Consider the following 12,537-nt stretch of genomic DNA (forward strand, 5'->3'; position numbering starts at 1 on the left):
GTGCTGCAGATCCATTTCGTCACAGGATCTGCCGCACGCTCCGCCCCCCCTCCTTTCGTTTTCCCGACATGCTTCAATTCATCGTTGACACCTTGCTGAGGGCATCCGATCTGGCGCTGATTGCGCTCGGTCTGTCCATGCTCTATGGGCTGGTGAAGTTCCCCAACGTCGCGCATGTGCAATACGCCATGTTCGGCGCTTATGTGTGCTACGGCCTGCATCTGGCGGGCGTTCCGCTGGTGGCCGCGATTGCCGCAGCCGCCATCGCGACCGGCGTGCTCACGCTGGTGCTGCAGATGTTCGTGTTCCAGCGCCTGCTACGCGGCGGCCCAGCCATCGCGATGATCGGCTCGCTTGCCGTCGCCATGCTGGTCATCGCGATCATGCAAGGGCTTGCCGGATCATTTCCGCGCATGTTCAACCTGCCGCGCACCGAACCAATGGTGATAGCCGACGTGCGCATCGCCCGCGCGCAAATCTACGCCATCGCCACCACCGTTGTGCTGCTAGGCGCTTTCATCATCCTGCTATTCCACACCCGCATGGGCCGCGCCATGCGCGCGCTCGCCTGCAATAGCGCATTGGCCAATGCGTCGGGCCTCAACGCCGCGTTCATCACCTACATGGTGAGTTTCAGCGCAGGCGCTCTCGCGGGGCTGGGCGGCAGCATGCTGGCACTGTCGACCGGCGCGCACATCAACCTCGGCAACGATCTGCTGCTGCCGGTGTTCGCGGCCGCGATTCTCGGAGGGCTCGGCAATCCGCTCGGCGCGGTCGTTGGTGCGCTGCTGATCGCGTTCACCGAAACCGCCGTCACCAACATCAACTTCGGCCCGGTCATGGGGCAAGAGCTTGCTTTCCTGCCGGTGGCCTACATCAGCGCTGCATCGTTCCTGATCCTGCTGTTGGCCCTGCTCCTGCGTCCCTACGGCCTGTTCGACCGGGAGGTGCGCCGTGTTTGATTTCCTGATTTCCTCCTTCACCATCGCGGGCATCTACGCATTGATGGCCTTTGGCCTCAATCTGCAGGCGGGCTACGCGGGGCTGCTCAACTTCGGCCACATCGCTTTCGCGGGGCTTGGCGCGTATGCGGCGGGCATTGGCTTTCAACTCGGTTGGTCGCCGGTTGCCAGTCTGGGGCTGGGCCTGTGCTCGGCCATGTTGCTCGGCCTGTTCATGGCCAGCATCGGCCGCAAGCTCGCGGCCGACTACTGGGGCATCGCGACACTCGCGGTCGCGGAAATCCTGCGCACTATTGCCACCAACGAAGGCTGGCTCACCGGCGGCGCCAACGGCATCAGCGCCATCCCTGCGCTGTTCGACGGCCTGTCGCGCCCCTGGGATGCCGTCGCGTTTCTCACACTGGTGGCCGTGGTGCTCGCGCTCGTCGCCTGGGTCTGCACCCGTATCGGCAATGGCCGCTTCGGCCGCGCCCTGCGCCTGATGCGCGAAGAGCCTCAACTGGCCACCTGCATGGGCTACAACCTCAAGTCGCTCAAGACGCGCGCCATCATCACCGGCGCGGCGGTGACTTCGCTCGGCGGCTTTCTCTATGCGCACTACATGAGCTTTGCGGGTCCCGAATACATGCTCGCGTCCGAGACCTTTCTGCTCTGGACCATGCTGATGATCGGCGGCCTCGGCAACTCGGTGGGCGTGCTCGTCGGCGTCGTCGTGGTGCAAGCGGCCTATGTGTTCGTTCCCTTCATCAAGGACTGGCTGAGCCTCAGCTCCGATGTCTCGGGCGCGCTGCGCCTCGGGCTGATCGGCGCCATCCTGCTGCTGTGCCTGATGTGGCGCAGCGAGGGCCTTGTTCCAGAAAAACTGCGGAAGATGCCATGACGAAATCACCTTCATCATCATTGCTTCAGGTCGAGCATGTCTCCAAGTCGTTCGGCGGCAACCATGTGCTGCAGGACGTGAACTTCCAGATCGCGCGTGGCGAAATCGTCGGTCTTCTCGGCCCCAACGGCTCGGGCAAGAGCACGCTGTTGAATCTTGTCACCGGCTTTGGCTCCATCGACGGCGGCAAGATCGATTTCGACGGTCAGGGCATCGGCTCGTTGCCCGCGCACCGCATCGTCAACGCGGGCATCGGGCGCACATTCCAGCTGCCGTCCATGCCCAAAAAAATGTCAGTGATGGAGGTGGCGATGGCAGCATCCACCTCGCACCACGGCGTGCTCGCCACCGTGTTCGGCTCAGCCGGTGCACGCAAGGCCGAAGCCGAAGCGCACGCCAAGGCCACCTTTCTGCTGGAGCAACTGCTACTCACCCGCGTGCGCGACCTGCCCTCGTCCGCGCTCTCGGGCGGCCAGAAAAAGCTGCTGGGCATCGTCTGCGCGCTGATGAGCGACCCACGCCTGTTGATGCTCGACGAGCCCACGGCGGGCGTGCACCCCAACCTGCGCAACGACATCGTGCAGTCGCTGCGCAAACTCAACGAGCGCGGCATGACGCTCGTGATCGTCGAACACGACATGCACTTCATCCGCGAGGTATGCACCCGCTGCATCGTGCTCGATCGCGGGCGCATCGTGGCGAGCTGCCACCCCGATGAGCTCGCTTCAAACGAGCATGTGGTGCAGGCCTACCTCGGCAGTACCGAGAAACGCGAACTAGCCGAAGCAGCGTAAAACAAGGAGAAGCAACCATGATGATCGACATCGACAACATCATCGCGGGCTACACGCCCGAGGTGGACATTCTCAAGGGCATCTCGCTCAAGGTGGCGCGCACCGAAATCGTCACCCTGCTCGGCCCCAATGGCTGCGGCAAGAGCACGCTGCTCAAGACCATCGCAGGTCAACTGCTGCCACGCAGCGGCCATGTGAAGGTGAACGGCCAAGACCGCTCGCAGATGCCCATCTTCCGCAAGATCCGCGAATGCAGCCTGGGCTTCGTGCCGCAGACCGAAAACATCTTCAGCAACCTCACCGTGCGCGAGAACCTGCAGGTCGGCGGCCACTACATGAAAACGCAGGACTGCCAGCAGCGCATGGAACAGCTCTACGCGCTCTATCCCGTGCTGGGCCGCAAGTTCAACGCTCCCGCCGCGTCGCTCTCGGGCGGCGAGCGGCAGATCCTCGCGCTCGCACGCGCCCTCATGCCACGCCCCGACGTGCTGCTGCTCGACGAACCCTCGGCGGGCCTCTCGCCCAAGGTGCTGCAGGAGGTGTTCGAGGCCATCGGCCAGGTGCGCGATAAGGAGCAGGTCACCATCCTCATGGTGGAGCAGAACGCGATGGAAGCCATGCGGATGTCGGACCGGGCGTACATCCTCTCGATGGGGACCGTGGCGCTGACGGGGGACTGTCAGCGGCTCATGCATGATCCACAAGTGCGTGAGTTGTACTTGGGTGGTCGGGCAGCTTGAATTCCGACTGCTGTCGATGCGCCATTACTCCGCTGGGTCTGTGTTCTTTTTTTGCTTCGGTTATGTTGCTGAGGACAGAGGCCGGGAGTTCCGCCCGGCGGCGGAGTAACTTTTTGGTCTTGCCCAAAAAGTCACCCAAAATGCGCTTTTCAATACCCGCGGCAGAACTCGCTTTGCGCTTCGCGCGCCGCTCGGACAACCGCCGCGAGCTAGATGTTCACTCGGAGGTGTGTACGGCACATCGCTGCGCTCGTGCCGTGCATCTCGCGACTTCGCGAGAAGTTGATGCGCCAGAGTTGTGCGACTTGCTGGCTACCGCGAGATCACCATCGCTCAGAAGCGCAGTGGGCATTTGAACCCCAACGCAGCTATGCCCCCCCGGCACGAGCGAAGCGAAGTGCCGTAAACACCTCTTCTAGACTGATTTCCGGCGGTTGTCCGAGCAGAGTGACGAAGGAACGCCGCGAGTTCCGCCGGAGGTATTGACAAGCGCGTTTTTGATTACTTTTTGCGCGCAAGCAAAAAGTGATTGCCCCGCCGGGGGCAGTCCCGGCCTCCGCCCTCAAACCACCAGCAGAAACTTTTAACGAAGCAAGGCCTACGCATCCGAAGTGTCGTCGCCCAAGCCAGCTAAGGGCTCCAAAGCTGACCGGTAAGCGTGCCAGCTAGCAAACCCCAGCACCGGCCCCACAACAAGCAACCCCGCCCCCCAAGCCCAGAGCGAAACCCCGATCAACGCGGTGATGATCAGCCCCCAGAACAGCATCACCCCAGGATTCTCGATCACCACCCGCATGCTGGTAATGCCAGCAGTAAGCGCATCGGTATCGCGATCCAGGATCATCGGAATCGACACCACCATGCTGGAAAAAACCAGCGCCGCGAAGGCCCCGCCCACGAGCAGATAAACCAGCACGAACTGCCAATTCTGAGGATTGAACACCGCCTCGATCACCCCAGTGGTCGACGGCATTCCCGTATTGAAGAACACCGCGAACACCACGAGCGACGCGCGGCCCCAGAGCAGTTCCATCACGATCAGCACGAGCACCAGCATGCCCATGCTGCCCATGTGCGCGTCCCAGCAGGTGATCGACAGCCCCAGATCGGGCTTCAACCCACGCTCGCGGCGGCGGCTGGTGTCGTACAGGCCCATCGCAAGAAACGGCCCCACGAGCAGGCAGCCGCTGGCGATGGACATGGTGTATTCGGGCTTGGCGCGAAACACCCAACCGAGCAGCAGCGCAAGCAGCCAGAAGCACACGCCGTAGAACGAAGCCACGCCGGGCGAGTTGACCATGTCGCTGACGCCGCGAGCGACCCAGCGCGGCGGGTCGGACCATTGGAGCGGGCGCAGCACCGGCGCGGCGTGGGTCGGTGCGATGGGTTCATCGTTGGCGGAAGCGTCATTCATCTGGCATCGGCTCTGTGCTGAAGGGCCACTCCACCATACGCATCGCCGCGAGCCCGGTAAAGCTGGGAAAACACCAGCCTTACCGGAACAGAAGCCGAATCAACCCAAGGATGTCTCCGCCAGCCGATTCGTCAGGCGTACGATCTCCTTCTCATACGCCACCCGATTGGCCTCCTTCACCGGCCCGTAGCCGCGCACCTTCATCGCCGCCTGCGCGATCTCGACGGCCAGCGCGTGCTGGTCGGCACGCAGGCCCGTCAACAACTTGTGGATCAGGGCCTCGTAGCTGCCCACCAAGGCACGTTCGTGGCGGCGTTCTTCGGTCTTGCCGAACACATCGAAGGCCGTGCCGCGCAGGCCCTTGAACTTCGCGAGCACGCGGAAGCCCTTCATCATCCAGCCGCCCCATTCGCTCTTGGCGGGGCGGCCGGTGCGCTGGTCGAGCTGGCTGGTCGTCGGCGGTGCGAGGTGGAAGGTCAGCTGATGGCCATCCTCAAACTGCGAGGCCAGTTGGGCCTTGAATTCGGGCGATGCATGCAGGCGGGCGACCTCGTATTCGTCCTTGTACGCCATCACTTTGTAGAAGGTCTGGGCGACGGCCTTGGCGAGCGTGTCGTCGCCGGGGCGAATGCGCGCCTCGGCAGCGCGCACCTCGTCGATCAGCACCCGATAACGCTGGGCGTAGGCGGCGTTCTGGTAGTCGGTGAGCATCTGGCTGCGGCGCTCGACGATGGTGTCTAGCGACTGCTGCGCGAAGGCCACGGCTTTCGTTTCGTTCTTGCCCGCGAAGGCTTGCATGACCACGTCCTGCGGATTCACCGCGTGGCGGCGACCCCAGCGGAAGGCGGCGAGATTCATCTTCACGGCCGCTCCGTTGAGTTCAATGGCGCGCTCGATGGCACTCGCGCTCACGGGAATCAAGCCGCGCTGGTAGGCCGCGCCAAGCATGAACAGATTGGTCGCAATGGAGTCGCCGCACAGCGCGAGCGCAAGGCTGCCTGCATCGATGACCTGCACGTTGTCCTGGCCCACCGCGCGCGCCACGGTCTGCACCAGCGGGTTGGCGGGAAACTGCATGTCGGGCTGCTGTACGAAGGCGCCAGGCATGACCTCCTGGCTGTTCAGCAGCACACGGGTCGCGCCCTTGCGCGTCATCGCCAGCGTGTTGCCCGATGCCGCCACGACGAGGTCGCAGCCCATCACCGCATCCGCGCCGCCCGGGGCCACACGCACGGCGGCGATCGATTCGGTGCTCGCGCCAAAGCGCATGTGGGTCCAGACCGAACCGCCCTTCTGCGCGAGGCCCGCCATGTCGAGCACGCCCACACCTTTGCCTTCGAGATGCGCGGCCATGCCGAGCAGCGCGCCAATCGTCACCACGCCCGTGCCGCCGACACCGGTGATGATGAGGCTGTAAACGCCATGCGCCAGATCGGGCAGCACGGGTTCCGGCAAGCGGATGTCGGGACCTGCACCCACAGCCGACGAGCCCTTGCGCAGCTTGCCGCCACTCACCGTGACGAAGCTCGGGCAGAAGCCCTTGAGGCAGGAGAAATCCTTGTTGCAGGCCGACTGATCAATCGCGCGCTTGCGACCCAGTTCAGTCTCGAGCGGCACGACCGCCACGCAGTTCGACTGCACACCGCAGTCGCCGCAGCCCTCGCAGACGGCGGGGTTGATGACCACGCGCTTGTCCGGATCGGGGAAGGTGCCGCGCTTGCGGCGGCGGCGCTTTTCGGCCGCGCAGGTCTGGTCGTAGACGATGACCGTGGTGCCCGCGATCTCGCGCAGCTCGCGCTGCACGGCGTCAAGCTCGTCGCGGTGGTGGATTGTCACACCGGGCGCAAAGCCCGTCACGCCATCGAACTTGCCGGGCTCGTCCGAGATCACCGCGATGCGCACCACGCCCTCGGCATGCACCTGCTGCGTCATGCGCACCGGATCGAGCGGGCCGTCGTGGCGCTGACCGCCGGTCATCGCGACGGCGTCGTTGTAGAGCAGCTTGAAGGTGATGTTGGTCTTGGCCGAAACGGCAGCGCGCACCGCAAGCAGGCCCGAGTGGAAATAGGTGCCGTCACCCATGTTCTGGAACATGTGCGGGCGCTTGGAGAATGGTGCCTCTCCGACCCACGCCATGCCTTCCGCGCCCATCTGCGTGTAGCCCAGCGTGTCGCGGCCCATGGTCTGCGCCATCCACGAGCAGCCGATGCCCGCATAGGCGCGGCTTCCGTCGGGGATGCGCGTGGAAGTGTTGTGCGGGCAGCCCGCACAGAAATAAAAGCTGCGCGACATCACATCGACCGCCGCCACCTGCGGCCTGCGCTGCGCGAGCTGTTGCACGGTATCAGCCAATGCGGCATCGAAGCGCGCCAGACGCGAACCGACCACCTGCGCAATCATCGACGCGTCGAGCGCGAGTTCCGTGCGGAACAGCTTAGTGCCCTGCTCGTCCTTCTTGCCGATCACGCGCGGCGCGTGCTCCTCGCCGTAGAGCAGCTCCTTGAGCTGGCCTTCGATGAGGCCGCGCTTTTCCTCAATCACGATGACCTGATCGAGCCCCAGCGCGAACTCGCGCAATCCGATGGGCTCCAGCGGCCAGACCATGCCCACCTTGTAGACCGCAAGTCCCATCTGCCGTGCGTGCGCCTCGTCGATGCCCAGATCCGCCAGCGCCTGGCGCAGATCGAGCCAGCTCTTGCCCGAGGTGATGATGCCGATTCGCGCCCCCTCGCGCGCGCCGAACGCCACTTGGTCGATGCGATTGGCGCGCGCAAAGGCCCGCGCGGCATCGAGCTTGTAGTTGACGAGGCGAAACTCCTGCGCGTGCGGCGTGTCTGGCAGGCGTATGTTGAGGCCGTCTTCGGGCGCTCCGTTCCAGTCGGGTGTTTCGATCTCGAGCGCGGCATCATCGATGCGCACCGAACCCGACGCGTCTGCCGTGTCCTTGATGCACTTCATGCCCACCCATGCGCCGCTGTAGCGCGACATCGCCCAGCCGAGCAGGCCGTACTGCACGATTTCCGGCACGCCTGCGGGCGAGAGAATCGGCATGTGCGCATCGACCAGCGCGAACTCGCTCTGATGGCAGGTGGTGGACGACTCGCAGGTGTGGTCGTCCCCCATCAACACCAGCACGCCGCCGTGCCTGGAACTGCCCGCGAGATTGCCGTGGCGGAACGCATCACCCGAGCGGTCCACCCCCGGGCCCTTGCCGTACCAGATCGAGAACACGCCGTCGAATTTGCCTTCGCCGCCGATCTCGGCCTGCTGGCTGCCCCAGACTGCGGTCGCGGCCAGGTCCTCGTTCACGCCGGGGATGAAGGTGATGTCGTGCTGCTCGAGGTGCTTGCGCGCCTTCACAAGCTGGTCGTCGAAGGTCCCGAGCGGCGATCCGCGATAGCCCGTGATGTAGCCCGCCGTGTTCAGCCTGGCTGCGCGGTCGCGGCGTTTCTGGATCATCGGCAGCCGCACCAGCGCCTGCACACCGGTCAGGTAGACCGTGCCCTCGTCGGCCGTGTACTTGTCCTCCAGATCCACATTCCGCAGTTGGCTCGTGATGCTCATATCGCTCATGGCTTGTACTCTCCTCGCGCGCAAGTCGCTGTCGCTCAATTCATCGAAGGGGGACGGTCGGTGCGACTTTTCGGGTCTTGCAGAAAATGCAACAGCCTCTTGAGTCACACCGGAAATTGATTCACAATCAAAGTGTAGACAGTTATGACGACATTAGTCAACACATCGATAAGACAGTTTTTCACAAGGCTGTTGCGGCCGCAGTGACGTATCATTTGGGATACGGGTTTTCCTGAGTCACGTCACTACAATCGGTGATCGTCCTATCGATGCCAGACGCAGTGTTGTCGACACTGTCATGAGACAACACCGGACTTCCTCAACGTGCACCTATGGCAACCAAGAAAAACACTCAGAAGACCGAGCGCGTACCCCAAACGCGGGACGAAAGCAGCGTCGAACGCCTCTACCTCGAACTGCGCGAGCGCGCGATGCGCTACGACTTCCGGCCCGGCTCGCGCATCAATGAGCAGGCGCTCGGACGTGAATTCAGCATCAGCCGACCGCCCCTGCGCGAGGCACTGAACCGACTCGTCGCCGAGGGCTTTCTCGACTTCGTGATGAACAAGGGGTTCTTCCGCAAAGCCATCAGCGTCGAGGAGCTGTTCAATCTCTACCAGGTGCGCATCGCGCTTGAACGCCGCGCCGTCTATCTGGCGGTGACGCATGCGAGCGACGAGGAAATCCAGTCACTTGAGGACTACTGGAAAAGCATCATGGCCAAGGGCGAGACCATGGACGTGGCCGACCTGCTGCTGGCCGACGAGGAATTCCACCGCCGCCTGACCGAGCTCTCGCATAACCGCGAGATCTGTCAGTTTCTCGAACAGGTCACGCGCCGGATCCATGTGGCGCGGCACATCGATCTGGAGCAATCCGACTGGAACGCGCAGGCCTTCGATGCGCACTTCCAGCTCGTGCAACTCATCCGCCAGCGCAAGACGAGCGAGGCGCTCGCTGCGCTGTCCGAGCACATCGACCTGAGCCTCAAGCGCGCAGTGCAGATCACCAAGGAGATGGTGGCCAAGTTCTTTCTCCAGGACCAAGGCTGGGATTCGTCGCAACCGGCCTCCCCGAGCACGGCACCTGCGCTCAACAAGAAACCCGCTGCCAAGGCGGCATGACTGGAAACATGACGGGGGCGTGACTGAGGGCAGTCCCCCTGTTTCTGATGCAGATTCCGAAAGCACATGGGCGCTCGTTGTACGATCAGGTTTTTTCTCAAAGGAAAATTTCCATGACCATCCAACGCCTGCACACCAACGCCCGCATGAGCCAGGCCGTCATCGCCAACGGTTTTGTGTTCCTCGCCGGTCAAGTGGCCAGCGACACCGCCAAGGACGTGGCAGGCCAGACCGCTGAAATCCTCGCCAAGATCGATGCCCTGCTCGCCGAGTCCGGCAGCGACAAGACCAAGATCGTCCAGGCCACCATCTGGCTGGCCGATCACACCACATTCGAGCAAATGAACGCCGTGTGGGACGCCTGGGTGCCCCAGGGCAACGCACCGGCCCGTGCCTGTGTGGAGTCAGCTCTGGCGCGTCCAGCCTTCACCGTGGAAATCGGCGTGGTGGCTGTCGCATAACTTTGCAGCGCCGTAAATAAAACAGCCGACAAGGTCTGAACCCTGTCGGCCCGCGTGGCCACCTGTCCAGCATCTCGAACGAACCGCCCCAGTATGGGCGCCGGTAGCCCGCAGCCTGAGTGCATGCAGAGAGATATTCGATATCCCGATTTTCGTCACTGCAAAAACCAGTCACGGGGAGCTCTGGAGTGGGTGCATTGCTGCAGCCGATGCCTTGGAAGGCACTCAGGCCAATCGCCTTGGCTCACAATGCGGGCTTCAGCCCCTCTCTGCATCCATGAGCACCGCCCTCCCCGTTCTGTATTCCTTCCGCCGTTGCCCTTACGCCATCCGCGCCCGGCTTGCACTTGCCTACGCGGGCTTTGCATGCGAGCTCAGAGAGATCAAACTGCGCGACAAGCCACAACAGATGCTGGAGGTCTCGCCCAAAGGGACCGTGCCCGTGCTGGTGTTACCGGACGGCAAGGTGATCGACCAGAGTCTTGAAGTGATGCTGCATGCACTGCAGACGTCGGACGACGGCAATACAGGCGACGCGGACGGCTGGCTGCAGCCGACGACGGGCAATCTCTCCAATATGCTGGCACTCATCGAGCGCAACGACAGCTTCTTCAAGGGCGCACTCGACCGCTGCAAATATCCGGATCGCCACGGCGCCGAAGACGTGGCGCAGGCCGCGCTGGACGCCAATGAATGGCTGGACACGCTCGAGCAGCAGCTGGCCGCCACCGGCTATCTATTCGGCCAGAACCCCAGCCTTGCCGACATGGCGCTGCGCCCCTTCGTGCGCCAGTTTGCCGCCATTGACGGCGACGCTTGGGCAGCCAAGCCCTGGCCGCATCTGCAGGCATGGCTGCAAAGGTTTCTGGATTCGGCCCTGTTTGCCGAGGTGATGCAGACCCACTCCGTGTGGGTTGCAGGTACGTCCGGGCCGGTGGTGTTCGACGGCACGCGGCCGTCGAACAATCCCGAGTGATGCGACTCAGCGCTTGCTGGCCTTGTACCAGTCGGTGACCACGCGCCCGACTTCGGCCAGAATCGCGTCGCGGCCCTCGGATTCAACCTTCATCGCGCCCGTGAGATAGGCACTCACGATCATCGGCGCCATGCCCTGCGCGCTCCAAACGATGCTGACCTCGTTGGCCGTGCCGTTGTCGCCCGAGCCGGTCTTGCCGCCGATCTTCCAGTCGCTCGGCATGCCTGTACGCAAGCGCTTGTCACCGGTTCGGCTGGCCAGCAGCCAGTCGCGCAGCTGCTTCTGGCTTCCGGGAGTGAGCAAGCCCGTCTTGTCGGTGAGCAGTGCAAGCGCCGTCTTGCCCATGGCGCGCGGTGTCGTGGTGTCGCGCGGGTCGCCCGCAATCGCGGTGTTCAGATCGGTTTCGATGCGGTCCAGCCGCGTGCGCATGTCGCCCACGTTCGTGCGCAGCCAGCGCGTGAGCCCGGCCGGGCCGCCCTGCAGGTTGAGCAGCAGGTTGGCGGCGGTGTTGTCGCTGAGCACCACTGCGGCCTCGCACAGTGCGCGAATCGTCATGCCGTCAACATCGGCATGCTTTTCGGTTTCGGGCGAATAGGCGACCAACTCCTTCTTCTCGTAGAGCAGCGATTGCTCCAGAGGAAATTCGCCAAGCTGCGACAGTTGCAGAATGCGCGCAGCCAGCAGCAGCTTGAAGGTGCTGCACATCGGGAACATTTCGTCCTCGCGATAGCCGATCGAGTTCTGCCCGCCCAGTACCTGCACTGACAGGCCGAGCCGCCCTCCGCTGCGCGCCTCCAGCACCTTGAGACGCTGCTGAAAGCTGTCGCCCTTGGCGGCGGACTTGTCGTCGCCTGCGCCCACGAGATTCTTCACCGCACCACAGCCGGTCAGCGCCACGGCCGCCGTGCTCAGTGCACCGGTTGCCAACAGATGGCGTCTTTGCAGGTCCATATCAGCCCTCACTGAATTCATCCAAAACACGTCGACCCCGCACATGTCCAGCATGCCGGGGTCGATTGAAAAACAAAGCTTGGTTGTCTGAAGACGAGCTATCAGATCAGCGGCGTCCGCCGCGCACCAAAGCAATCAGCAACGCGATGGCGAAGACCACGAAGCCGACGAACGACCAGTTGGCGATGGAGCCGCCAAGGAGTGTCCAGTCAATCGCGGCGCAGTCGCCCGAGCCACGGAAGATCATGGGCAGCGAGCGGCTGATGGGGTAGTTCTCGATCATGCCGTAGAAGTCGCGCCCGCAGGTCGCGAACTCGGGCGGATACCACTGCAGCCAGCTCTGGCGGGCGGCGACAAAGGCACCAAAACCGGTCGTCAGCAGCGCGAGAAAGCTGAAGGTCCTCCACCAGCTGGCGCTACCGCGCATCGCGCCGATGCCGGTGAACACCGCCACCCCGATCAGCGCATAACGCTGCACGATGCACATCGGGCAAGGCTCAAGACCCACCACATGCTGCAGATACATGCCAAAACCCAGCATGGCAATGCAGGCCAGGCAGATCAGGCCGAGAAGCTGGCGCGGGGCCCTTGAAATCCAGTTGAAAACCACTTTTTGTCCTTAGGGGAAACCGGTATCTTAACCAACGTCCCCCAGAGGAGAA

Annotated in this window: 11 protein-coding genes; 7 read left to right on the forward strand and 4 right to left on the reverse strand. The window is 63.3% G+C overall.

Going from position 1 to position 12,537, the window contains the following annotated elements; translation table 11 throughout:
• The first annotated feature begins 68 nt into the window (after nucleotides 1–68).
• The 4 genes from G7047_RS11250 to G7047_RS11265 are packed head-to-tail and all read left to right on the forward strand — an operon-like array spanning nucleotide 69 to nucleotide 3,376.
• On the forward strand, nucleotides 69–962 hold the full coding sequence (locus G7047_RS11250; RefSeq protein WP_166305059.1) for a branched-chain amino acid ABC transporter permease: 894 nt from the start codon (nucleotides 69–71) through the stop codon (nucleotides 960–962).
• Nucleotides 955–1,842 carry a branched-chain amino acid ABC transporter permease gene (locus tag G7047_RS11255; RefSeq protein ID WP_166305062.1) on the forward strand — a complete coding sequence of 296 codons (888 nt, stop codon included), beginning with the start codon at nucleotides 955–957 and terminating at the stop codon, nucleotides 1,840–1,842. The genes G7047_RS11250 and G7047_RS11255 overlap by 8 nt, the downstream gene beginning before the upstream one ends.
• On the forward strand, nucleotides 1,839–2,636 hold the full coding sequence (locus tag G7047_RS11260) for an ABC transporter ATP-binding protein (protein ID WP_166305065.1): 798 nt from the start codon (nucleotides 1,839–1,841) through the stop codon (nucleotides 2,634–2,636). Before G7047_RS11255 ends, G7047_RS11260 begins: the two co-directional genes overlap by 4 nt.
• Nucleotides 2,637–2,656: 20 nt before the next feature.
• Nucleotides 2,657–3,376: an ABC transporter ATP-binding protein gene (locus G7047_RS11265; RefSeq protein WP_166312014.1), complete on the forward strand. Its 720-nt coding sequence runs from the start codon at nucleotides 2,657–2,659 to the stop codon at nucleotides 3,374–3,376.
• 598 nt (nucleotides 3,377–3,974) lie between these two features.
• On the opposite strand, the gene G7047_RS11270 is transcribed toward G7047_RS11265, so the two are convergent.
• Together G7047_RS11270 and G7047_RS11275 are read right to left on the reverse strand one after the other, a co-directional pair.
• Nucleotides 3,975–4,790, reverse strand: a complete 816-nt coding sequence (locus tag G7047_RS11270) for a DUF2189 domain-containing protein (RefSeq protein ID WP_166305068.1) — start codon at nucleotides 4,788–4,790, stop codon at nucleotides 3,975–3,977.
• 99 nt (nucleotides 4,791–4,889) lie between these two features.
• Nucleotides 4,890–8,363, reverse strand: coding sequence for an indolepyruvate ferredoxin oxidoreductase family protein (locus G7047_RS11275; RefSeq protein ID WP_166305071.1), 3,474 nt, complete (start codon nucleotides 8,361–8,363; stop codon nucleotides 4,890–4,892).
• A 332-nt stretch (nucleotides 8,364–8,695) separates the two neighbouring features.
• On the opposite strand from G7047_RS11275, the gene G7047_RS11280 reads away from it, so the two are divergent.
• From G7047_RS11280 to G7047_RS11290, 3 genes are all read left to right on the forward strand, one after another.
• A complete protein-coding gene (locus G7047_RS11280; protein ID WP_166305074.1) occupies nucleotides 8,696–9,487 on the forward strand; it encodes a GntR family transcriptional regulator in 792 nt (263 codons plus the stop codon).
• A 113-nt stretch (nucleotides 9,488–9,600) separates the two neighbouring features.
• Nucleotides 9,601–9,948, forward strand: a complete 348-nt coding sequence (locus G7047_RS11285) for a RidA family protein (protein ID WP_166305077.1) — start codon at nucleotides 9,601–9,603, stop codon at nucleotides 9,946–9,948.
• A gap of 277 nt (nucleotides 9,949–10,225) precedes the next feature.
• The gene (locus G7047_RS11290; RefSeq protein ID WP_166305080.1) at nucleotides 10,226–10,924 is read left to right on the forward strand and encodes a glutathione S-transferase; all 699 of its coding nucleotides are present in this window, start codon (nucleotides 10,226–10,228) and stop codon (nucleotides 10,922–10,924) included.
• Nucleotides 10,925–10,930: 6 nt separating this feature from the next.
• Here G7047_RS11290 and bla read toward each other — a convergent pair whose 3' ends face one another.
• Both bla and G7047_RS11300 read right to left on the reverse strand, forming a co-directional pair.
• On the reverse strand, nucleotides 10,931–11,875 hold the full coding sequence (gene bla, locus G7047_RS11295) for a class A beta-lactamase (protein WP_240939455.1): 945 nt from the start codon (nucleotides 11,873–11,875) through the stop codon (nucleotides 10,931–10,933).
• Between the two features lie 106 nt (nucleotides 11,876–11,981).
• On the reverse strand, nucleotides 11,982–12,485 hold the full coding sequence (locus G7047_RS11300; protein WP_166305083.1) for a disulfide bond formation protein B: 504 nt from the start codon (nucleotides 12,483–12,485) through the stop codon (nucleotides 11,982–11,984).
• Between the last annotated feature and the right edge of the window lie 52 nt (nucleotides 12,486–12,537).

Origin of the sequence: Diaphorobacter sp. HDW4A, from assembly GCF_011305995.1 — a bacterium.
In the GTDB taxonomy this organism is placed as follows: domain Bacteria; phylum Pseudomonadota; class Gammaproteobacteria; order Burkholderiales; family Burkholderiaceae_C; genus Diaphorobacter_A.

What these genes read in the sequence shown, in the direction of transcription:
- G7047_RS11270 (WP_166305068.1), bottom strand. Translation starts at nt 4,790, where the DNA reads ATGAATGACGCTTCCGCCAACGATGAACCCATCGCACCGACCCACGCC.
- G7047_RS11265 (WP_166312014.1), top strand. Translation starts at nt 2,657, where the DNA reads ATGATCGACATCGACAACATCATCGCGGGCTACACGCCCGAGGTGGAC.
- G7047_RS11260 (WP_166305065.1), top strand. Translation starts at nt 1,839, where the DNA reads ATGACGAAATCACCTTCATCATCATTGCTTCAGGTCGAGCATGTCTCC.
- G7047_RS11290 (WP_166305080.1), top strand. Translation starts at nt 10,226, where the DNA reads ATGAGCACCGCCCTCCCCGTTCTGTATTCCTTCCGCCGTTGCCCTTAC.
- bla (WP_240939455.1), bottom strand. Translation starts at nt 11,875, where the DNA reads ATGGACCTGCAAAGACGCCATCTGTTGGCAACCGGTGCACTGAGCACG.
- G7047_RS11275 (WP_166305071.1), bottom strand. Translation starts at nt 8,363, where the DNA reads ATGAGCGATATGAGCATCACGAGCCAACTGCGGAATGTGGATCTGGAG.
- G7047_RS11285 (WP_166305077.1), top strand. Translation starts at nt 9,601, where the DNA reads ATGACCATCCAACGCCTGCACACCAACGCCCGCATGAGCCAGGCCGTC.
- G7047_RS11280 (WP_166305074.1), top strand. Translation starts at nt 8,696, where the DNA reads ATGGCAACCAAGAAAAACACTCAGAAGACCGAGCGCGTACCCCAAACG.
- G7047_RS11250 (WP_166305059.1), top strand. Translation starts at nt 69, where the DNA reads ATGCTTCAATTCATCGTTGACACCTTGCTGAGGGCATCCGATCTGGCG.